General features: G+C 63.0%; 18 protein-coding genes and 1 tRNA gene. 12 read left to right on the plus strand and 7 right to left on the minus strand.

All coding sequences use genetic code 11. From position 1 onward, the window contains the following. Nucleotides 1-15 precede the first annotated feature (15 nt). The 3 genes from M653_RS0102615 to tkt all read right to left on the minus strand — a co-directional run bounded on the left by M653_RS0102615 (nt 16) and on the right by tkt (nt 5,242). Nucleotides 16-1,896 (minus strand): potassium/proton antiporter, encoded by a 1,881-nt coding sequence (locus tag M653_RS0102615; protein ID WP_027141886.1) that lies wholly within the window; start codon nt 1,894-1,896, stop codon nt 16-18. A gap of 186 nt (nt 1,897-2,082) precedes the next feature. Further along, nucleotides 2,083-3,093: a type I glyceraldehyde-3-phosphate dehydrogenase gene (gene gap, locus M653_RS0102620; RefSeq protein ID WP_027141887.1), complete on the minus strand. Its 1,011-nt coding sequence runs from the start codon at nt 3,091-3,093 to the stop codon at nt 2,083-2,085. Between the two features lie 157 nt (nt 3,094-3,250). After that, the gene (gene tkt / locus M653_RS0102625) at nt 3,251-5,242 is read right to left on the minus strand and encodes a transketolase (RefSeq protein WP_027141888.1); all 1,992 of its coding nucleotides are present in this window, start codon (nt 5,240-5,242) and stop codon (nt 3,251-3,253) included. Between the two features lie 262 nt (nt 5,243-5,504). Here tkt and M653_RS0102630 point away from each other — a divergent pair, with 262 nt between their 5' ends. The 4 genes from M653_RS0102630 to M653_RS0102645 all read left to right on the plus strand — a co-directional run bounded on the left by M653_RS0102630 (nt 5,505) and on the right by M653_RS0102645 (nt 8,038). Beyond that, nucleotides 5,505-5,777 carry a DUF4164 domain-containing protein gene (locus M653_RS0102630; RefSeq protein WP_015315371.1) on the plus strand — a complete coding sequence of 91 codons (273 nt, stop codon included), beginning with the start codon at nt 5,505-5,507 and terminating at the stop codon, nt 5,775-5,777. 11 nt (nt 5,778-5,788) lie between these two features. Continuing rightward, complete coding sequence (locus tag M653_RS0102635) at nt 5,789-6,154, plus strand: cell division protein ZapA (protein ID WP_027141889.1); 366 nt, start codon at nt 5,789-5,791, stop codon at nt 6,152-6,154. 209 nt (nt 6,155-6,363) lie between these two features. After that, nucleotides 6,364-7,023 carry a peroxiredoxin gene (locus M653_RS0102640; protein ID WP_027141890.1) on the plus strand — a complete coding sequence of 220 codons (660 nt, stop codon included), beginning with the start codon at nt 6,364-6,366 and terminating at the stop codon, nt 7,021-7,023. A gap of 142 nt (nt 7,024-7,165) precedes the next feature. Then, on the plus strand, nt 7,166-8,038 hold the full coding sequence (locus tag M653_RS0102645) for an MBL fold metallo-hydrolase (protein ID WP_027141891.1): 873 nt from the start codon (nt 7,166-7,168) through the stop codon (nt 8,036-8,038). Nucleotides 8,039-8,120: 82 nt separating this feature from the next. Here M653_RS0102645 and rpoH read toward each other — a convergent pair whose 3' ends face one another. Further along, complete coding sequence (gene rpoH, locus M653_RS0102650; RefSeq protein ID WP_015315375.1) at nt 8,121-9,032, minus strand: RNA polymerase sigma factor RpoH; 912 nt, start codon at nt 9,030-9,032, stop codon at nt 8,121-8,123. A 190-nt stretch (nt 9,033-9,222) separates the two neighbouring features. Then, on the minus strand, nt 9,223-10,263 hold the full coding sequence (locus tag M653_RS0102655) for an RluA family pseudouridine synthase (RefSeq protein ID WP_027141892.1): 1,041 nt from the start codon (nt 10,261-10,263) through the stop codon (nt 9,223-9,225). Nucleotides 10,264-10,289: 26 nt separating this feature from the next. Here M653_RS0102655 and M653_RS0102660 point away from each other — a divergent pair, with 26 nt between their 5' ends. The 4 genes from M653_RS0102660 (at nt 10,290) to M653_RS0102675 (ending at nt 12,178) form a co-directional block, all read left to right on the plus strand. Then, nucleotides 10,290-10,673, plus strand: coding sequence for a hypothetical protein (locus tag M653_RS0102660; RefSeq protein ID WP_027141893.1), 384 nt, complete (start codon nt 10,290-10,292; stop codon nt 10,671-10,673). Between the two features lie 36 nt (nt 10,674-10,709). Beyond that, complete coding sequence (locus tag M653_RS0102665) at nt 10,710-11,117, plus strand: VOC family protein (RefSeq protein WP_027141894.1); 408 nt, start codon at nt 10,710-10,712, stop codon at nt 11,115-11,117. 90 nt (nt 11,118-11,207) lie between these two features. Further along, nucleotides 11,208-11,282: transfer RNA gene (locus M653_RS0102670), tRNA-Glu, on the plus strand. Nucleotides 11,283-11,809: 527 nt separating this feature from the next. Continuing rightward, the gene (locus M653_RS0102675) at nt 11,810-12,178 is read left to right on the plus strand and encodes a cell envelope integrity protein TolA (protein WP_027141895.1); all 369 of its coding nucleotides are present in this window, start codon (nt 11,810-11,812) and stop codon (nt 12,176-12,178) included. 95 nt (nt 12,179-12,273) lie between these two features. Here the strand turns inward: M653_RS0102675 and M653_RS1000000135245 are convergent, their stop codons facing one another. Further along, nucleotides 12,274-12,489, minus strand: a complete 216-nt coding sequence (locus M653_RS1000000135245; protein ID WP_084636366.1) for a hypothetical protein — start codon at nt 12,487-12,489, stop codon at nt 12,274-12,276. A gap of 319 nt (nt 12,490-12,808) precedes the next feature. Here M653_RS1000000135245 and M653_RS0102680 point away from each other — a divergent pair, with 319 nt between their 5' ends. Further along, nucleotides 12,809-13,729, plus strand: coding sequence for a DUF2865 domain-containing protein (locus M653_RS0102680; RefSeq protein ID WP_027141896.1), 921 nt, complete (start codon nt 12,809-12,811; stop codon nt 13,727-13,729). 94 nt (nt 13,730-13,823) lie between these two features. On the opposite strand, the gene M653_RS0102685 is transcribed toward M653_RS0102680, so the two are convergent. After that, nucleotides 13,824-14,144: a hypothetical protein gene (locus M653_RS0102685; RefSeq protein ID WP_245262045.1), complete on the minus strand. Its 321-nt coding sequence runs from the start codon at nt 14,142-14,144 to the stop codon at nt 13,824-13,826. Between the two features lie 216 nt (nt 14,145-14,360). Between M653_RS0102685 and M653_RS0102690 the strand changes: the two genes are divergently transcribed. From M653_RS0102690 to pstC, 3 genes are all read left to right on the plus strand, one after another. Beyond that, nucleotides 14,361-18,911: a PAS domain-containing protein gene (locus M653_RS0102690; RefSeq protein WP_027141898.1), complete on the plus strand. Its 4,551-nt coding sequence runs from the start codon at nt 14,361-14,363 to the stop codon at nt 18,909-18,911. A 533-nt stretch (nt 18,912-19,444) separates the two neighbouring features. Next, entirely contained in the window at nt 19,445-20,500 is a 1,056-nt protein-coding gene (gene pstS / locus M653_RS0102695; RefSeq protein WP_027141899.1) for a phosphate ABC transporter substrate-binding protein PstS, read from the plus strand. A 63-nt stretch (nt 20,501-20,563) separates the two neighbouring features. Continuing rightward, the gene (gene pstC / locus M653_RS0102700) at nt 20,564-21,547 is read left to right on the plus strand and encodes a phosphate ABC transporter permease subunit PstC (protein WP_027141900.1); all 984 of its coding nucleotides are present in this window, start codon (nt 20,564-20,566) and stop codon (nt 21,545-21,547) included.

Raw genomic sequence — 21,547 nt, forward strand, 5'->3', positions numbered from 1 at the left:
GAACGGTCTGCCGTATCAGCTTTCGGCCGATGCCTTCTCGACCGGCGGCTCGGGGGCGTCATCCGCCCGCGCCGCCACCTGCGCCTCAGCCGGCTTGCGCCAGTCGCGGATAAAGGCGATGAGACGGTCGCCGATCTCACCGGCGCTGAGGAAGACAGGCACGCGCGCCACCGGCGCGGTCGGCTCGAAAGACAGGCCGAGACCGGTGATTTTGCCCTTGTCGTCGACGTCGCGCACGATCAGTTCGATCGGGCCGAGCAGCACGCGGTCGGCATATTCGGCATGGCCGCCGAGCCGCGCCGTGACCAATGCGCCGACGGTCTGTTTCTGCTCCGCCTCGGTGAGACCGGGCGCATAGGCGGCTTCCAGTTCGGCCGCGGAACGCGCCGGATCGACGGCGAAGGCACCGAAGAAATCGGCATCCTCCGGATCGACCACGGCGCGGCTGGCGAACAGCTTGTCGAGCAGGCGCGGATAACGGTCGGGCACGAAGATGTAGACCTGGTCGCCGGCGGCGAGCCGGCCCATGTCCTGGAAACGCATCGAGCGACCGTCACGCAGCACCAGCGAGGGCCGCGCCCAGCGCGGGATGCGCTCGCCGCGCGCCACCGGACTGCCCGGCGCCACACGATAGGCAAGGAGCTCGTGATGCGCGGAGCCGGGCAGTTCCAGCTCGACCTTGTCCAGCGGTCCGAGCCGCGCCGGCACGATCAGGCCCAGGCGACGCGCCAGTGGGCCGACGGTCCAGCCCTGGATGACCAGCGACACCAGAACGATGATGAAGGCGGCGTTGAAGATGGTGCGGCCGTTCTCCAGCCCACCGAGCAGCGGTGTAATGGCGAGCAGGATGGATACGGCGCCGCGCAGGCCGACCCAGGAGACGAAGGCGACTTCGGGACGCGGCAGGCGGAACGGGATCAGGCAGAGCCAGACCGCGACAGGGCGGGCGACGAACATCAGGAACAGGCCAAGCAGCACCGCAGGCACCATGATGGCCGGAAATTGCGAGGGCGTGGCGAACAGGCCGAGGATCAGGAACATGATGATCTGCGCCAGCCACGACATGCCGTCCTGGAAGCGCTTCAGGATGGTGACGGCGCGGATGTCGGAGTTGCCGGCAATCAGGCCTGCGATATACACCGCCAGGAAGCCCGATCCGCCGATCGCGCCGGCGGCTGCGAAGACCATCAGCGACAGGGTCAGCACGAAGATCGGCAACAGGCCATGGTCGAGGTTGAGCCGGTCGACCAGGCGTACGATGGCGAGGCCGCCAAGCACGCCGACGATGGCGCCGAGGCCCATGTTGACGAGGAAGCCGAGCATCAGATTGGTGACCAGGACATTGGCTTCGGGATTGGCGTGGGCGGCTATGATCTCGACCAGTGTGATGGTCAGGAAGATGGCGATCGGATCATTGGTGCCGGATTCCACCTCGAGCGTGGAGCGCACGCGCTCGCGCAGGTTGATCTCGCCGGCGCGCAGCAGGAAGAACACCGCCGCCGCATCGGTCGAGGCGACGGCGGCGCCGAGCAGGAAGGATTCCAGCCAGCTGAGGTCGAGCAGGTAATAGGCGGCGGCGCCGAACAGGCCGGTGGTGAGAAGCACGCCGAAGGTCGCCAGCGACAAGGCCGGTCCCGCCGCCTGCCGCAAAGCGTTGAGCGGCGTGCCGAAACCGGAATCGAACAGGATGACGGCGAGCGCCAGTGAGCCGGCAAAATAGGCGACGCGGGCGTTGTCGAACTGGATGCCGAGGCCGTCGGTTCCGGTGGCGAGCCCGATGCACAGAAACAGAAGCAGGAGCGGGGCGCCGAAGCGGAAGGCGATCAGGCTCGAAAACGCGGCGGCGACAACAAGCGCCGTGCCGACCAGCGTGACGAGATAGATCGCATGCTCCATCCGTGATTTGCCCCTCGAATTCCTCTGCTTGCTGGCTTTACGGCAGAGTGGGGCGAAGGCGTGACCAGTGCAAGGCGGGAGGGTGGTTTTTTGCCCCGCGCCGCTGATTTTCGCGTTGCTGCTCCGGCAAACGAAAACGCCCGGACGAAGCCGGGCGTTTCGAGTGTCGAGAAGACGGATCTTCGATCAGGCGATGGTCTTGCCGAAAGCGACGGCGGTATCGCCCATGCGGTTGGAAAAGCCCCATTCATTGTCGTACCACGACAGCACCGAAACGAAGTTGCCGTCCATCACCTTGGTCTGGTCGAGCGCCATGATCGAGGAGCGCGGATCGTGGTTGAAATCGATCGACACGTTCGGGTGATGGGTGACGCCGAGGATGCCCTTCAGCTTGCCGTTGGAGGCGGCGATCACCGCCTCGTTGATTTCCTGCACCGTAGTCGACCGCTTGGCGATGAACTTGAAGTCGACGACCGACACATTCGGCGTCGGCACGCGGATCGAGATGCCGTCGAGCTTGCCCTTGAGGTCGGGCAGGACGAGGCCGATGGCCTTGGCGGCACCGGTCGAGGTCGGGATCTGCGACAGGGCGGCGGCGCGGGCGCGGTAGAGATCCTTGTGCATGGTGTCCAGCGTCGGCTGGTCGCCAGTGTAGGAATGGATCGTCGTCATCATGCCCTTTTCGATGCCGACCGTCTCGTGCAGGACGGCCGCGAGCGGCGCCAGGCAGTTGGTGGTGCAGGACGCATTCGAGATGACGATGTGGTCCTTGGTCAGCTTGTCGTGGTTGATGCCGTAGACGACGGTCAAGTCAGCGCCGTCGGCAGGTGCAGAGACCAGCACGCGCTTGGCGCCGGCGGTCAGGTGCGCGGCGGCCTTGTCGCGGGCGGTGAAGATGCCGGTGCATTCGAGCGCGATGTCGACGCCCAGTTCCTTCCATGGCAATTGCGTCGGGTCCTTGATCGCCGTGACCTTGAACTTCTCCTTGCCGACGGTGATCTGGTCGCCGTCGACCGACACTTCATGCGGGAAACGGCCGTGCACGCTGTCAAAGCGCAGCAGGTGGGCGTTGGTCTCGACCGGGCCGAGATCGTTGACGGCGACGACATCGATGTCCCTGCGGCCGGACTCATGGATGGCGCGCAGGATGTTGCGGCCGATGCGGCCAAACCCGTTGATGGCAACTCTGACGGTCATTGTTCTCTCCCTGGGAGCTGGAAGGCAGACGATTGGTCCGCAGCTTCATAGCGGCGGACGGGCGAAGAATCCAGCCGCAGCGGGCCGAATTTAAATCGATTAGGTTAGGCCAGTTCGGCAAAACCGCTTTTCACGCGATCTCGCCGGACCCCCAAAGTCATTTACCGTGCAAGCGAGCTTCCGCTGCCTTGGCGGCCGCCTCGGCGGTGATACCGAAATGCGGATAGAGCTGCTCGATGGTGCCCGAGGCGCCAAAGCCGGTCATGCCGATGAAGATGCCATCGGAGCCGATAAGATGATCCCAGCCCTGGCGGATGCCGGCCTCGATCGCCATCTTGATCGGCGCGTCGCCGATCGTCTTCTTGCGGTAGGCGTCGCTCTGCTTATCGAATAGTTCGAAGCAAGGCACCGAGACGACACGGGTCGGGTGGCCATGCTTTTCCAGAAGTTCGCGGGCGCCGAGCGCGATCTCGACCTCGGAACCGGTGGCGAAGATCGTCACCGCGGCTTCACCGCTGGCGGCGGCGAGTTCATAGGCGCCCAGGCTGCTCAGGTTGTTTTCGGTGAACTCGGTGCGCACTGTCGGCAGGTTCTGACGGGTCAGCGCCAGCGTCGACGGCGTCTTTTCGGATTCGAGCGCGATCTGCCAGCATTCGGCGGTCTCCACGGCGTCGGCCGGACGGAACACATTGTGATTGGGAATGGCGCGCAGGGCCGCCATGTGCTCGACCGGCTGGTGGGTCGGGCCGTCTTCGCCCAGACCAATGGAATCATGGGTCATGACGAAGATCGAGCGGATGCCCATCAGCGAGGCAAGCCGCATCGACGGACGGGCATAGTCGGAGAAACACAGAAAGGTGCCGCCATAGGCGATGAGGCCGCCATGCAGCGTCAACCCATTGATGGCAGCGGCCATGCCATGCTCGCGAACGCCGTAGTGAACGTAGCGCTGGCCGTAATCGTCCGGCGTGATGTTCTTGGTCTGGCTGGTCTTGGTGTTGTTGGAGCCAGTCAGATCGGCCGAGCCGCCGATGGTCTCGGGCACCGCGCCGTTGATGACTTCCAGCGCCATCTCGGACGATTTGCGGGTGGCGACCTTCGGCTTGTCGGCCGTAAGCTTCTTCTTGTAGTCGGCGATGACGGCGTCGAAATTCGCCGGCAGCTTGCCCGCGGTGCGGCGCTCGAACTCGGCCTTCAGCTTCGGATCGGCCTTGGCGAGGCGGCCTTCCCAGTCGGTGCGCGCCTTGACTCCAGCCTTACCGGCGGTGCGCCAGGCGTCGAGGATGTCGGCTGGAATCTCGAAGGGCGGCGAGTCCCAGCTGAAGAACTTGCGCGCGCCGGCGATCTCGTCGGCGCCCAGCGGCGAGCCATGCGCCTTGTTGGTGCCGGCCTTGGTCGGGGCGCCGAAACCGATCGTCGTCTTGCAGGCGATCATCGTCGGCTTGTCCGAGTGGCGTGCGGCCTCGATGGCGTAGGCGATCGCTTCCGGATCGGTGCCGTCGATATGGCTGGCATTCCAGCCGGATGCCTGGAAGCGGGCAACCTGGTCGGTGTTGTCGGCGAGCGAGACCGGGCCGTCGATCGAGATGTTGTTGTTGTCCCAGAAGACGATCAGCTTGTTGAGCTTGAGGTGGCCAGCAAGCGCGATGGCTTCCTGGGAAACACCTTCCATCAGGCAGCCGTCGCCGGCCAGCACATAGGTGTAGTGGTTGACGAGGTCGTTGCCGAAGGCGGCGTTCATGATGCGCTCACCAAGCGCGAAGCCGACCGAATTGGCGAGGCCCTGGCCGAGCGGACCGGTCGTGGTCTCGATGCCGGTGGCATGGCCGTATTCGGGATGGCCCGCTGTCTTCGAGCCCAGTTGGCGGAAGTGCTTGATCTGGTCGATGGTCATGTCTTCGTAACCGGTCAGATGCAGCAACGAGTAGAGCAGCATCGAGCCATGGCCCGCCGACAGGATGAAGCGGTCGCGGTCGGCCCAGTGCGGGGCCTTGGGATCGTATTTCAGGAAGCGGGTGAACAGCACCGTGGCGATGTCGGCGCAGCCCATGGGCAGGCCAGGATGGCCGGAATTCGCCTTCTCGACGGCGTCCATGGAGAGAAAACGGATCGCATTGGCCATCCGGTCATGTTGTTCACGCGACGTCATGGTACCTCCAGGGTGGGGGTTTGGGGGCTTGGGAGAGCCCTTGAAAAGGGTGCGCGACACATAGCAGGCGCGGGCTTTTAGTCAACAAATCGGGTGCACATTTGCCGGTCTTGTGATGCCGCAGGCGGGACTACTTTAGCGTTAGCGGGGGACAGTCGCGAGAGCTTTGTTGACGTGGCCTTCACCCGGTGCCTAATGTTTCAGACATAACGCGTTCTGAACGCGAACGATTCGGTGATGGGCAGGGCACAGGACGAAGGCCATGACCGGGGAAACCACGCTCAAGGAAGTAATCGCCAGGCTGAGCAAGGCCATCGAGGGGCTGGAAAACGCCGTCGCGGCCAAGCTCGAGCACGAACGCGACTATTCGGAAGCCGAGGCAGAAGTGCAGCGGATGAATGCCGATCGCTCGCGGCTGGCGCAGGAGCTCGACAATTCCGAAGCTCGCGCCGAACGGCTGGAAGACGCCAACAAGGAAGTCTCGCGACGGCTGGTGACCGCGATGGAAACCATCCGCGCCGTGTTGGACAGATAGGAGCTGGCCCGATGGCACAGGTCACGGTTTCAATCGACGGCAAGCAGTACCGCATGGCCTGCGACGAGGGCCAGGAAGAGCATCTGATCGATCTCGCCGAACGCTTCGATCGTTATGTCTCGCATCTGAAGGATTCTTTTGGCGAGATCGGCGACCAGCGGCTGACCGTCATGGCCGGCATCATGGTGATGGACGAGCTTTCCGAACTGCAGAAGCGGGTCAAGGGCATGGAGAGCGAAGTACTGACCTTGCGCAAGACGCGTGACGAGGCGCTGACCAAGGCCGACAAGAGCGACAGCGTGCTGACCAACGCGCTCGGCGCCCTGGCGCAGCGTATGGAAGACCTGGCGACGTCGCTGGCGATCACCAAAGCCTGAGGCGCCTCGCCGATCCCTGGCGTTTGTCTCATGCCCAATGTCACGCTTTATTTTCGCCCCGATCCGAAGGCGCGGAAAAATTTTTGCCCGTCGGGTGAATAGCCGTCATCTCCACCGTTTAATCAGTCACGTAGCGGTGCTAGGAATAGGTGCCGGCGCCGGCCGGCGATAGAATGCAGGCTAGATTTCACCAGGGGTAGGGATAGGTCATGAGTCTTCGTATCAACGACATCGCGCCGGACTTCACCGCCGAGACCACGCAAGGGACCATCAAGTTCCATGACTGGATCGGCGAGGGTTGGGCGATCCTGTTCAGCCATCCGAAGAATTTCACGCCGGTCTGCACGACCGAGCTTGGCACGATGGCGGGGCTCGAGGGCGAGTTCAAGAAGCGCAACGTCAAGATCATCGGCATTTCGGTCGACCCGGTCGAAAGCCACGGCAAATGGCAGGACGACATCAAGACGGCGACGGGCCATTCGGTGCATTATCCGCTGATCGGCGACAAGGACCTCAAGGTCGCCAAGCTCTACGACATGCTGCCAGGCGGCGCCGGCGAAACCTCGGAAGGCCGCACGCCCGCCGACAACGCCACCGTGCGCTCGGTCTACGTCATCGGACCGGACAAGAAGATCAAGCTGGTGCTGACCTATCCGATGACGACGGGGCGCAACTTCGACGAGATCCTGCGCGCGGTCGATTCCATGCAGCTCACCGCCAAGCACCAGGTGGCGACGCCGGCGAACTGGAAGCAGGGCGAGGACGTCATCATCACGGCCGCCGTTTCCAACGAGGATGCGATCAAGCGCTTCGGCGCCTACGAGACCATCCTGCCCTATCTCAGGAAGACCAAACAACCTTCCGCCTGAGCCGGCTCGTCGGAACAGTTTTGGTTTTCCGCTCCTGCGAGCCAAGTCATGCTTGACTGGCTCGACGGGGCGGACAACCATGCTCGCGGCGGGTTCCGGCGGAGAAAATCGTTCCTGCCGGCTGTGAGCGATGGAGCCGGGAGTGGATGTAGCTTTGGCCAGGCCTTTGGTCAGCGGCTTCTATGACAAGCCGACCGGAGCCATCCAGTATGTCGTCGCGGACCCGACGACGAAGTGCTGCGCCATCATCGATCCGATCCTGGATTTCGACGAGAAATCCGGCGCAACGGGTACGAGGAGCGCGGATGCGCTGCTCGCTTTCATCGGAGAAAATGGGCTGGAGCTCGAGTGGATCCTCGACACCCATCCCCACGCCGACCATTTCTCGGCGGCGCATTATCTGAAACAGAAGACCGGAGCGCCGATGGCGATCGGCGACAGGATCGTCGACGTCCAGGCACTATGGAAGGTCATCTACAACTGGCCCGATTTTCCCGCCGACGGTTCGCAGTGGGACAGGCTGTTTGCCGAAGGCGAGACGTTTCGGATCGGAACCCTTCCAGTCAAGGTGCTGTTCTCACCCGGACATACGCTGGCCTCGATCACCTATGTGCTCGGTGACGCCGCCTTCGTGCATGACACGCTGTTCATGCCCGACAGCGGCACGGCAAGGACGGATTTTCCCGGCGGCAGCGCCGCGCGGCTCTGGCGTTCGATCCGGGGCATCCTCGCCTTGCCGGAGGAAACCCGGCTGTTCGTCGGCCATGATTACCAGGCCGGCGGGCGCGAGCCGATGTGGGAAAGCACGGTCGGGGCGCAAAAGGCGACCAACATCCATCTTGTCGCTGCCCGCAGCGAGGCCGAGTTCGTCGCCCTGCGCGAGGCGCGTGACCGGACATTGCCGATGCCGCGGCTGATCCTGCATGCGCTGCAGGTCAACATGAATGGCGGACGGCTGCCGGAGCCGGAAGCCAATGGCCGGCGGTACCTCAAGTTTCCGCTTGATGGGCTTTGAGGGTACGCTCCGGCTTCTTGTATACAAAAAGGGCGGCGCCAGTTTCCTGAGGCCGCCCTCCATTTTGTAATCGGTCCCGGCTTTAAGCCGCCGGCTGTGCCTCGATGGTGCGCAGCGCCTGCATCTGGCGCTTGGCGGCGGCCTTGACGGCATCCTGCACCTTCTCGAAAGCGCGCACCTCGATCTGGCGCACGCGCTCGCGGCTGATGTCGAACTCGGCCGAAAGCTCTTCCAGGGTGAGCGGCTCCTCGGCGAGGCGACGCGCCTCGAAGATGCGCCGCTCGCGATCGTTGAGCACGGCCAGAGCGCCCGACAGCATGCCGCGCCGGTTTTCCAGCTCATCCTGCTCGATCAGCATCTCTTCCTGGCTTTCGTGGTCGTCGACCAGCCAGTCCTGCCATTCGCCGGACTCGCCTTCCGTCGCCCGGATCGGCGCGTTGAGTGACGCGTCGCCGGACAGGCGGCGGTTCATCGACACCACTTCGGCCTCGGAAACGTTCAACCGCGTGGCGATTTCGGCGATCTGGTCGGGCTTGAGATCGCCGTCGTCCAGCGCCTGAATCTTGCCCTTCACCTTGCGGAGATTGAAGAACAGGCGCTTCTGGTTGGCGGTCGTGCCCATCTTGACGAGGCTCCACGAGCGCAGGATGTATTCCTGGATCGAGGCCTTGATCCACCACATGGCGTAGGTCGCGAGGCGGAAACCGCGCTCGGGTTCGAATTTCTTGACGGCCTGCATCAGGCCGACATTGCCTTCCGAGATCACCTCGCCGATCGGCAAGCCGTAGCCGCGATAGCCCATGGCGATCTTGGCGACGAGCCTCAAATGGCTGGTGACGAGCTTATGCGCGGCCGTGGTGTCTTCATGCTCGGCATAACGCTTGGCGAGCATGTACTCTTCCTGCGGCTGAAGCATGGGAAAGCGGCGGATTTCTTCCAGATAGCGGCTGAGGCCGCCTTCGCCGGAAACGATACTGGGTAATGACTGGGCCATGATAGCGCCCCCTCTCTATTGGAGTAATGCCCCCGAAACGCGGCGGGCATGTGACGCGAGCACCAAAAGGCTCGCCCGCGACATCAGATCTTATACAGGAACAAAACCAGAAAAGACAGGCATTTGTTCAACACGAAACAGTGTGTCACGCTGAAGTGAACAATGACAGTCAGGTTTTTTGATGGTTGGTTCAGAGTTTGCGAAAGCCGTCGAGAAGTTCCTCCATATCCTCCGGTATCGGCGCCTCGAACCTCATCGTTAGATGGGTAGTGGGGTGCCGAAATGCAAGGAGCCAGGCATGCAAAGCTTGCCGGGAAAATGCCTTGACCTGAGTTTTCAGGGGCTCCGGCAGCCGATTGGCCTTGGTGCGGAATGCCAAGCCGTAATCGGGATCGCCGATAACGGGATGGCCGATATGGGCCATGTGGACGCGGATCTGGTGGGTGCGGCCGGTTTCCAGCCGGCATTCCACGAGGCTCGCGGTGGCGAATTCCCGCTGGCCTTCGCCGAAGCGCTCTTGCACGGCAAAGCGGGTGACGGCGTGGCGCGCGTCGTCGCGCCCTTCCGGAACGACGGCGCGGCGCACCCGGTCGGCGGCGCGGCCAAGCGGCGCATCGATCGTGCCGGTCGGCCTTTGCGGTGTGCCCCAGACCAAAGCCAGGTAGGCGCGTTCGAGGTCGCCGGTCAGGCCGTGGTCGGCGAAGGCTTCCGACAGCGACTTGTGGGCGCGGTCGGTCTTGGCGACCACCATGACGCCGCTGGTCTCCTTGTCGAGGCGGTGGACGATGCCCGGGCGGCGTACCCCGCCAATGCCCGACAGGCTGTCGCCGCAATGGTGGATGAGCGCATTGACCAGCGTGCCGGTCCAGTTGCCGGCGCCGGGGTGCACGACAAGCCCCGCCGGCTTGTTGATGACGATCAACTCGTTGTCTTCGTAGAGCACGTCGAGCGCGATGTTCTCGCCCTGCGGCAGCGCCGGTTCCGGTTCCGGCATGGCGACCGACACATTTTCGCCAGCGCTCATCTTGCGCTTGGTTTCGTCGACCGGCTTGCCGTCGATGACGACGCCGCCTTGCCTGATCAGCATCTGCACGCGACTGCGTGACATGTCCGGGCCAAGCGCTGCCGCCAGCCACTGGTCGAGGCGTTGGCCGGCCGCATCCGCGCCGGCGACCAGCAAGGTGGGCGCGGCCTCTATCAATTCAGGGGCCTCTTCGCTATGAGCGCTCATCGAAAAACCATTCCGGAATATTTGCCATGGCCCGGCCCGATGCCGATGAAGAGCAGGAAAAGCCGCTTGACCCCGCGGTCGACAAGCTGCGCGGCAGGCTCATCCGCTTCATGGCCATCAATCTCGGCCTGCTCCTTCTGGCTCTTATGGTGGTGATCGCGGCGATTGTCTACAAATCACGCAAGGCAACGCCGGTGAACCCGCCGCTGGCCGGCGACATCCAGGTGCCCGCCGACGAACCGCTCAGCGGGGACATCGTGCTGCCGGTAGGCTCCCGGGTGGTCGGTCAGTCACTGTCGGGCAGCCGCCTTTCTATCGACGCCGAGCTTGCCGACGGCAGCCGTGCGATCTTCGTCTATGATATCGCCGAGCGCCGCCTGATCGGCCGTTTTGCAATCCGCAACAAATAGGCAGGCGGCAATGCAGCAAACAAGTTTGCGCCGGACATGACCGGGTTTGCCGAACATCGCCGTGTCGCGACCGTGACGCTGGTCGTCGCCGATTATGACGAGGCGATCGCCTGGTATGTCGAGCGGCTGGGTTTTACCCTGACCGAGGATGTGGGTCTCGGCGGCGGCAAGCGCTGGGTGACCGTCGCGCCGGCCAACGGACAGGGTGCCAGGCTGCTGCTTGCCGAGGCGTCCGACGAGGCGCAGAGGAAAAGCATCGGCAACCAGACCGGCGGCCGGGTCTTCCTGTTCCTCGAAACCGACGATTTTGCCCGCGATCACGCCGCTATGCTGGACAAAGGCGTCGAATTCCGCGAGGCGCCGCGCTTCGAGCCCTACGGCACCGTGGCCGTTTTCGCCGATCTCCACGGCAATCTCTGGGACCTGATCGAGCCGAAACGCTAGCTTGCCGGCTGTTTTTCGTTCGATGCTGCAAAGCCGCCAAACCCCAGTTGCTTTTTCCCAGCCGCCAGCCTATATCGCCCCTTCTTGAACGCGCCCATCGTCTAGCGGTCAGGACACCGCCCTCTCACGGCGGGAACAGGGGTTCGATTCCCCTTGGGCGTACCAAGCAACGGCCCGGTCGTTGCCCTCCTGACAAGCTACAAGTTCGGACCAGTACCTGCATGGGCTCGGCATGCCTCGAAAAGAGCGCGCGATGCCCCGTGAAAAACCGGCACGTCCGTAGGCCCGAATCCACCTGCCGGAAGCCGAGTTCAGGGCGGGCGCCTGGACCATCCTACCGCAAGATGATGGCCTTCAGGGCTATCGAATCCTGACTTGGTGCGTGGGACGGCAGGCACGTTAAGGTTTGGTTTACCAATAGCCTGTCTACTGGAGACAATTCGCTTTCGGCCCGCGACCACGGATGTACTGGCGCAACTGCCGAGGCGGAAAGGAAAGGTCGGCTCAGTGCCGGCCTTTTTGTTTTTCGGCATTGGCTCGCATCGGTCTCGGTCAGTCGCCCGGGCGGCTTCGCAGTCGGCTCTCTCCGAACAACTTTTCGGCGAGGGATATTGCCATTGCCTGTATCGGCCCTACCATCGATTCCGGCAGTCCGCGCGGATTGCCGGCTGGTCGTGACGATGAGGCGTGCGATGAAAGGCGTTGCAAAGCTGGTGATTGCGGGCGTGATGTCGACGGGTGTCGTATGCACATCGGTTGCCGCAACGCTCAACACCATGGACGCTGTCGGGGCCGCGATCCAGTCGTGCTGGACGCCGCCCGCCGACGCCGGGAATTCGACTGTAACCCTGAGCTTCAGTTTCAAGCGCGACGGTACTCTGATCGGCGCGCCGCGACCAACCGCCGTCAAGGTGGCCGGCGACGACAAGGCGCGTCAGTCGTTCATCGAGGCGGCAATAGCGGCGGTGAAGAATTGTACGCCGCTGAGTTTATCGCCGGAGCTGTCGCAAGGAATTGCCGGCAACGTGTTCACACAGCAATTCGTTTCGCCCAAGCAGTAGCGGCACGCCCAAAAAAATCTGCCATGAACGGGCATCAAGGTGGCTGGTTCGTCTGAATCGGAAAGCGTCGGGCGTCTTTCCTTGGTTGGCGCAAATCAACGGCTCAGGCGCCGTACTTCGGCATGCCGTGCCAGATCCGGTGTCTCAAAGACATAGTCGCTCCAGGCCGATTCAGGAATCTGCCCGGCCAAATAGCACTCGAGCAACAGGTTTTGCTCGGGGTTGAGCGGCCGTGGGCCACGCTCGTGATCCCGCCCGAGAGAGTGAAAAAGATTTCTTGTCAGTTCCGACACCGTGAAGTGGATCGACATCTGCGTTCTCCTTCGCCCCTCAACGCAACAGCACGAGCAAAGGTTTCAAGGCCAGAGACCGGTAACGCCCGATTGATCGCAAGGCTCGATGCATCGGCCTGCCGACGGCCGCGCGGCTGTCTCCGTTGCTTCCCTGTTCGTCTCAATCTTGAAATAAAAGTGTAATATGGAATTTACATGCAGGATTATATTACACTAGATGAAGGTCTGTTCAGGTCAGAAGTCTTAAAATATTAGGTATAGCTCATTTAGTGGAAGTTTGCCCAAGTCGAAAGAGCCTAGTTCGGGACTATTCGGCAACAAGCATCATGGCGTTCAGATGACCCGTTTCTGTCTTTCCATGATGATCGCGCTGGCAACGGTCGCTGCGTTTGCGTCCGGCACGACACCTTCCTACGCGGACAGCTGTGGTGCGATCAAAAGTCAATTGCTGTCCACTGGCCGCGGCGGAGGCGTGAGCCCGGCGCTGGCTCAGCTTTGTCGCCAGCTCGCGGCAATCCAGGGCCTGGAGAGGCAGCGCAAGTGCACCGCGCAAAGTGCCGCGGGCGGCTTCTTCAACGCTTGTGCCGACCTCGCTCGAAACCGGACGGAGGTGCAGCGCCAGATCGCGGCTGCGTCCAATTCCGACCGTGACAATTCGGGCCTGCAGGCGCGGTTCGCGGCGCTCGGCTGTTCATCGGGGGTAAAGCAGGAGCGCCCGGCGCCGAAGGCGAAATCCGCGACGGCAGCGGCCGGGGCCACGACCGGCGGCAATGCGATGCTGTTTTGCGTCCGCCTTTCGGATGGGTATTTCTTCCCCGCGCCAAAGTCGCAATTCGCCGGCAACCGCGATCTCAAGGAAATGGCCGATCAATGCCGTTACATCTGCGATGATCCGGCGGTCGATCTCTACACGCTGAGCGATATCAGCCAGGAAACCGACAGCATGGTGGCGCTCGACACGCGCAAACCATACACCGAGTTGCCGGCCGCTTTCCGGTATCGTGACGATGCCAATTTCAAGGCCTGCGACGTCAAGCGTTATTATCAGCGGGTTGCCGAACTGAGGGCTAGGACGGTGACGCCCACGAACATGACCAATGCAATCATCCCTTTGCCTCAGGCAAAGCCGGACCTCGGCAGCGTCGCGGCAATTCCGGAAACCGACATCAAGGCTCCGAGTGCCGCTCAACTCCAGTCGATCGAGCCCGGCAAGCGCACCGTGCGTGTGGTCGGTCCCGCCTTCTTCCCGGCTGAATGACAGGCTGGAGCCAAGCAACCGAGGAAGGGCGCGGCGTCGCTATAGGACATTGTTCGCNGGGCGGTCTGGCGACACTGTCAAACGCCGAACCGACCTATTCGCAGACCATGCGAACCCTTTGGCCGGGCGCGCTCACGTTCCTGCATGCCAATTGCTTTTCGGAGTCGGATGACGGGGAAGGCGGCGGTGACGCCCTGGCCTGATGCCGTCTGCGCGGCGCAGGTTTCAGGGCCTTGCGCTCGGAAACCCGTCCGGGGGGTGGTGGCGGCCCCGGAAAGGCGCCGTTGTCGACCTGCGGCTGGTAATCGACATTGGGCGGTGGCCGGTCCCAGATCCGCCTGGCGTCGAGCGGCCGCGGGATGATGACCGTGCCGTCATAGCTGCGCGAGCAGCCGCCGCCGAAAAGCAGCGCCACGCCCAGCAAGAAAGGCCCTATTCGTCCATACATTAGCAACACCCCTGCGCATGCTTATAGCGCGGCCTTGCCGCGCGCCACAACCGGACGGAATAACGCAGCAGGAACAGGCCGGTTGCGCCGTTAAGGTTAGCGGATCGTTAATGCTTCTGCGGCACATTCCGCCGACGAACCGCGGAGGGAGGGTTCGGCCTTGATTTTCGGGGTGGGGACAGCATGGCGGAATCGAACGAAGCAATCGGCGCGCGCGGCAAGCGTGAGCCCGGCAAGGCAGCCGCGCATGGCGGCGATGGATCGTCCGGCGTAGACATGGATCGCGCCGGCGCGCTTCGCCAGCTCGTCGAAGCGGCTTCGGACTGGACCTGGGAAACCGACGCGGAACTTCGCTTTTCCTGGCTTTCTCAAGACTACCAGGCTGCGACGGGCATCGATCCGGCTGATGTGCTTGGCCGGTTCCGGTTCGATTTTCTCAATCAGGTCAGGAAGGGCAACCGCAGCGCGGCAGCCCATCTGGAGGACTTGCAGGCGCACCGGCCGTTCCGCGACTTCGTCTACGAACTGAAGGGTGGCCGTCCCGACTGCCGCTGGGTGCTGACGTCAGGTTTCCCGCGTTTCGACAGTGACGGAAAATTTGCCGGCTATCGCGGCATAGGCCGCAATGTCACCGGGCTGGCCAGCGCCTTCGAGGACATCGAGCCGCCGGCTGGCGACGAGCCCGTCCAGCATCTTGCCGACCTCGAGCGGACGATGGATGCCATGCATATGGGCGTCGTGCTTCTGGATGCCGGGCTCGACACGCTGATCGTCAACAAGGCCTATCGCGACCTCTCCAGGATTCCGGATGGGGCCGTGACGGTTGGAGCGCCGTTCAGCCTTTTGATGGAACTCAACCGCCGCAACGGCATCTATGGCGACATCGACGAAGAGCAATGGCAGCGCTACCTCGCCACTCGCATCGAGGAGATCAGGGGCGGTACCGTCGCACCTCGGGAGTTTGTCCACACCGACGGGCGGACCATGATGTTCTCGGTCACGGCTCTGTCGGGAGGCAAGCGGCTGCTGACCTACTATGAGGTCACCGAGGTCAAGCGTCGTGACGCGGAGATCGAGAATGCCAACGCCAAGATCGCCGAGACATTCGCCAATCTCCGCACCATGGTCGATCAGATGCCGATCGGTGTCCTCGTCCTCGATGCCGACATGCGTGCCGAGGTCATCAACCGCGCCTTTTACGATTTCTGGCAGATCGACGCCCGGCGCGCCAAGATCGGCTGCAGCTTCCGCGATCTGATGGACGCGAGCCGCGACATAGACCCCTATGGTTCGGACGACGCGACATGGCAGCGACATGTCGCCGAACGCGAGGCTGAAATCAGAGCCGGCACGGCCGGATCGCGGCAGTTCCCGCGCAATGACGGCCAGACGCTGATCTCGTCGATGGCGGCGCTGGCCGGCGGCAAGCGGTTCATTTCCTACGTCGATATCACCGACATGAAGGACCGAGAGGCTGAACTTGCCGAAGCACTGGAGAAGGCGCGGCTGGCGGAGGCCGTGATCAACGGCGTCAAGGATCCGATCTTCGTCAAGGACGACAATCTGCGATTCGTCTTCGTCAACGAGGCCTTCGCGGCGCTGTTCAAGCAGGCGCCGCAAGCCATGCTTGGCAGGCCGGGGGGCGATTTCCTCGGGCCGGCCGACGTCGCGCTGTTCGAAAGCAGCGAACGTGAGGTGCTGGCCGGCGGGCTGCAATATGAAGTGGAAGAAAGCTTCGAGGCCGACGGCGCCAGCCGTTCGCGCATTGTCAGGAAGAACCGCGTCCGCATGGCAAGCGGCCGCGACTATGTCGCCGGCTTTCTCTTCGATATCTCCGACATGAAGCGGCGCGAGACCGAAGCCGAAGATGCGCGCAAGCATCTCGCCAGCGTGCTGGAATCGCTGCCGGCAGGCGTTATCATCTACGACCGGGACGACAAGTTCGTCTTCGCCAACCACAGGCTGCAGGATTCGCTGCCGGCGCTGAAGCCCTTCTGGCAGCCCGGCCGCACTTTCCGCGAAGCGCTGGAGTTCGGCCATTCGGTCGGCTATTTCCGATCGAGCGGCGATCCTGGAATCGACAGCCTTTACGAAGTCGATTCCGAACGCTGGCTTGATGGCATCCTGGCGCGTTACCGCCTGCCGAATTCCTCCTATGAGCGCCTCAATGGGGATGGACGCTGGTATCAGGTCTACGACATGCGCACCGGAGACGGCACCTTCATCGGCGTGCGCGTCGACATCACCGACCTGAAGAGCCGCGAGGCTGCGCTTCATCACTCGATGCGCCAGCTCGATCTCTTCCGGCATGTCATGGACGAGTTGCCGGTAGCCGCCTTCATCAAGGCGCAGGACCTGAGCATCGAATTCGTCAACAAGGCCTGGTGCGCGCTGACCGGTCTCGCCAAGGACGATGTCATCGGCCGGACCGACCGCCAGCTATTCAGCGGCGAGGAAGCAGAGGGCTTCAGCCAGGACGACACCGATGTCGTGACGAACGGCAATGTGCGTGAGGTCGAGGAGCCCGTCACCCATCGTGACGGAACGGTGCGGCAGTTGGTGACGCGCAAGAGCCGCCTGGTGGCCACGGACGGATCGGTGCATCTGGTCGGCTCCAGCACCGACATCACCGACGTCAAGGCACGCGAGCAAGCTCTGCAAGAGAGCATGCGCGAGAACGAGGTGTTCCGCAGCCTGATCGACAATGTACCGGTGTCGATCTACGCCAAGCGCTCCGATCTCAGGCAGTTCTATGTCAACAAGGGCTGGTGCGACCTCACCGGCTTCAGCAAGCAGGAGGCGATCGGCAACACCGACGTCGAGATCTTCGGGCCGGATGGCGAGGCCTTCGTGGCCAGCGATCTCGCCGTGCTGCGTACCGGCGAGACCCAGGAGATCGAGGAGACGGTGCGCCTTCCCGACGGCAGCGTCAGGCATCAGTTCGCCCGCAAGGGCGCAATGATCGCCTCCGACGGTTCGCTCTATTTGATCGGTTCGACGACCGACATCACGGAATTGAAGCAGCGTGAGGCGGAGCTCAGCGAAGCGCGTCAGCGCGCCGTGCTCGCCGACCGCGCCAAGTCGGAATTCCTCGCCAATATGAGCCACGAGATCCGCACGCCGATGAATGGCGTGCTAGGCATGGCTGAACTGCTGGCCAAATCCAATCTCGACCCGAAGCAGAAGACATTCACCGACATCATCGTCAAATCGGGCAATGCGCTGTTGACCATCATCAACGACATCCTGGATTTCTCCAAGATCGATGCCGGCCAGCTGGTGCTCGACCCGGCGCCCTTCAATCTCGCCGAGGCGATCGAAGACGTGGCGACGCTGGTCTCTACGCGGGCCAAGGAAAAGGACCTCGAGCTCATCGTGCGCATCGAGCCGCGGCTCGAAAGCCTGTTCATCGGCGATGTCGGCCGCATCCGGCAAATCGTCACCAACCTGCTCGGCAATGCGGTGAAGTTCACCGAAGAAGGCCACGTGCTGGTCGATGTGAGCGGCGAACGAGTTCCGACGGGAACCAGGCTGACGATCTCGGTCACCGACACCGGCATCGGCATCCCCGAGGAAAAACAGAAACTGGTGTTCGAGAAATTCAGCCAGGTCGACACGTCGTCGACAAGGCGCCACGAGGGCACCGGGCTTGGCCTTGCCATCACCTCGCGGCTGGTCGACCTGATGGGTGGCGACATCGGCGTCGAGAGCGCCGAAGGCAAGGGGTCGACCTTCTGGTTCACGGTGACGCTGCCGGGGGCCGGGCAGCAGAACGGGCAGCGCATCACGCCGGTGGACGTGACGGGCGCACGCGTGCTGATCGTCGACGACAATGCCGTCAACCGCGCCATCCTGACCGAGCAGATGACCTCGTGGACGTTCGATTCCTGCGCGGCCGAAAGCGGCGCCGAAGGTCTCAAGGTGCTGATCGCCGCGGCAGCCTATGGCGTGGCGGTGGATTGTGTCGTGCTCGACTATCAGATGCCTGAGATGAGCGGCGCCGAAATGGCGCGCATCGTGCGCAACACCGAGGGCCTCGCGGACACGCCGATCATCATGCTGACTTCGGTCGACCAGTCGCTTGCCAACACCAGCTACCGCGATCTCGGCATCGACGCGCAGTTGATCAAGCCAGCACGCTCCTCGGTACTCCTGGAGACCCTGGTCGCGACCATCCAGCGCCATCGCCACGCCACCAACGACCAGGCCGTTCAGCCGCCAGCGAGCGAGGCGCTCGAGATTACCCCGCGGTCGCCCTTGGCGCCTTCCGAGCAGCGCGCGCAGCTGCAGCCGCCGCCGGTTCGTCCCAGGCTGCCTGCCACCGGGGGCGGGCACAGGCTGGATATCCTGGTGGCCGAGGACAATGAGGTGAACCAGATGGTCTTCACCCAGATCCTCGGCGAGACCGGCTACGGTTTCGAGATCGTCGGCAATGGCCGCAAGGCACTCGACGCCTTCGGCACGCTCAATCCGTGCATGATCCTGATGGATGTCTCGATGCCGGAAATGAGCGGTCTCGAAGCGACGGCCGCGATCCGCCTGCTGGAGCAGGAAACCGGTAGGCATGTGCCGATCGTCGGGGTCACCGCGCATGCGCTCAAGGGTGACCGCGAACGCTGCCTGGAGGCGGGCATGGACGACTATCTGCCCAAGCCGATCAGCCCCAAGGCCCTGCTCGAGAAGGTCGAGCGTTGGGTCGGCGCCGGCCGTCAGGTCCATCGCAACGCGGGATAGCGCCCGCGTCGCCTGGATTTAGGATCCGGTGAGGCAAATCGAGGGAATCAGCAGGGGATTTGCCGCTACTTCCGCGTGCAGTGACTATGGTGCGATCGCGCCATATCAAAGACGGTGTCCAGCCGGAACAATAGCAAAATCGAATTCCGCTCTTCTCAGTTACGGGCGGGAGCAGCGACCGCCTGCAAGAAACAGTGTCACTCTACCCCAACGGACCTGTTTTTGGCGATGGCCCGGCCATGACACGCTCTGGCTGCGAGCAACGCGCTCCCGTCCGGATTTTCTTCACTTGGGAAAGCCCCGTCGAATTCCGGGTGCTTCCAGCCGTCGAACGGCTCAAGCCCCTGATTCCGGCGGTAAACTCGGACCGCGCCGCGAAGCGCCCGACACCGGTGCTTTTCCCGGTGCCGGCGACGCGTTACCGGGCTGACATGAAACTGTCATGCGACTGTTATAATCCAAGGCTATTGGCCTCAGCGGGCGCCGGAAAGAAGTGGCGCCGAGAGACCATCTTCCGAACAGGAGCAGGCCACATGAGACATTTCATCCGCTCGGCGGCCGTTGCGATTGCAATGGCTGCGGCGTCCACCCTCACCCTTTCCGCAGCAATGGCAGCTGATCTTTCCGGCGCCGGCTCGACCTTCATCTATCCGGTGTTCGCCAAATGGGCCGACACCTACAAGAAGGACACCGGCATCGGCCTCAACTACCAGTCGATCGGCTCCGGCGGCGGCATCAAGCAGGTCATCGCCAAGACCGTGACCTTCGGCGCCACCGACAAGCCGATGTCCGACGCAGACCTCGAAAAGAACGGCCTCGTGCAGTTCCCGATGGTGATGGGCGGCATCGTGCCGATCGTCAACCTCACGGGCATCAAGCCGGGCGAACTCGTCCTCGACGGCAAGACGCTGGCCCAGATCTATCTCGGCGCCATCACCACCTGGGACGACGCCGCGATCAAGGCGCTGAACCCCTCGCTCACCCTGCCGTCGACCGCGATCGCGGTCGTGCATCGCTCGGACGGTTCGGGCACGACCTTCAACTTCACCGACTACCTGGTGAAACTGTCGCCCGACTGGAAGGACAAGGTTGGTTCGGACACGGCCGTCGAATGGCCGACCGGCGTCGGCGCCAAGGGCAGCGAAGGCGTTGCCAACACCGTCAAGCAGACCGACGGCGGCATCGGCTACGTCGAATATGCCTATGCCAAGCAGAACAAGCTGTCCTACTCCAAGATGGTGAATGCAGCCGGCAAGGTCGTCGAGCCGTCGCTCGAATCCTTCGGCGCTGCTGCTTCGAATGCCGACTTCAAGGGCGCGAAAAACTTCAACGTCATCATCACCAACGAGCCCGGCGACGCCACCTGGCCGATCGCCGCCTCGACCTGGGTGCTGATCCACAAGGCTCCGGACGATGCCGCTGCCACCGGCGAAGCGCTGAAATTCTTTGCCTGGGCCTACAAGGACGGCAAGGAAACCGCCAAGGCGCTCGACTACGTGTCGATCCCCGACAGCGTCGTCGACCTGATCAAGGCTTCGTGGAAGGCCGACATCCAGGCCGGCGGCAAGCCGGTCTACGTTGGCGAGTAACATCACCCGGAGCGCCGCTTCACGCGGCGCTCCTTTTTCTCAACACAAAGAGCCGAGCTTGACATGAGTGCTGTCCAGGAAGCCTTGCCAGCCACTAAGGGCTCGCGCGACGCCATCGTCAGACGCTTCGCGTTAACAGATTCGATCTTCCATGGGCTGACCCGCGCCGCCGCCATTCTCGTGCTGGTGCTGCTTGGCGGCGTCGCCATCTCGTTGTTTGCCGGTTCCTGGCAGGCACTGTCGACCTTCGGCTTCTCGTTTCTGACCAGCGAGAGCTGGAACCCGGTGACGGAGAAATTCGGCGCCCTGGCGCCTATCTATGGCACCATTGTCACATCGGCCATCGCCATCCTGATCGCCGTGCCGCTCGGCATCGGCATTGCCATTTTTCTCACCGAGCTTTGCCCGCGCCCGCTTCGGCGCCCAATCGGCATGGCGGTGGAACTGCTGGCCGGCATTCCTTCGATCATCTACGGCATCTGGGGCCTGTTCGTCCTGGCGCCGTTCCTGCAGACGACTGTGCAACCCTTCATCATCAGCGTTTTCCATGGCATTCCCGGCCTTGGCAGCCTGTTTGCCGGTCCGCCCTACGGCATCGGCCTGCTGACCTCGTCGCTGATCCTCGCCATCATGGTGCTGCCCTTCATCACCTCGATCACCAAGGACGTGTTCGACACGGTGCCGCCGGTGCTGAAGGAGTCCGCCTACGGCATTGGCTGCACGACTTGGGAAGTGACACGCCGCGTCGTCATCCCTTACACCCGCATCGGCATCATGGGCGGCGTCATGCTTGGCCTTGGCCGCGCGCTCGGCGAAACCATGGCGGTGACCTTCGTGATCGGTAATGCGCACCGCATCTCGACCTCGCTGTTCGCGCCGGCAACGACAATCTCTGCGACCATCGCCAATGAATTCACCGAAGCCGTCGGCGATCTCTACACGTCCTCGCTGGTGGCGCTCGGCTTGATCCTGTTCGTCATCACCTTCCTCATCCTTGCCATCGCACGCTATATGCTGATGCGCATCGACGCCCGCACCGGAGCCTGA

The sequence above is a fragment of the Mesorhizobium sp. WSM3626 genome, from assembly GCF_000513935.1.
Lineage (GTDB): Bacteria > Pseudomonadota > Alphaproteobacteria > Rhizobiales > Rhizobiaceae > Mesorhizobium > Mesorhizobium salmacidum.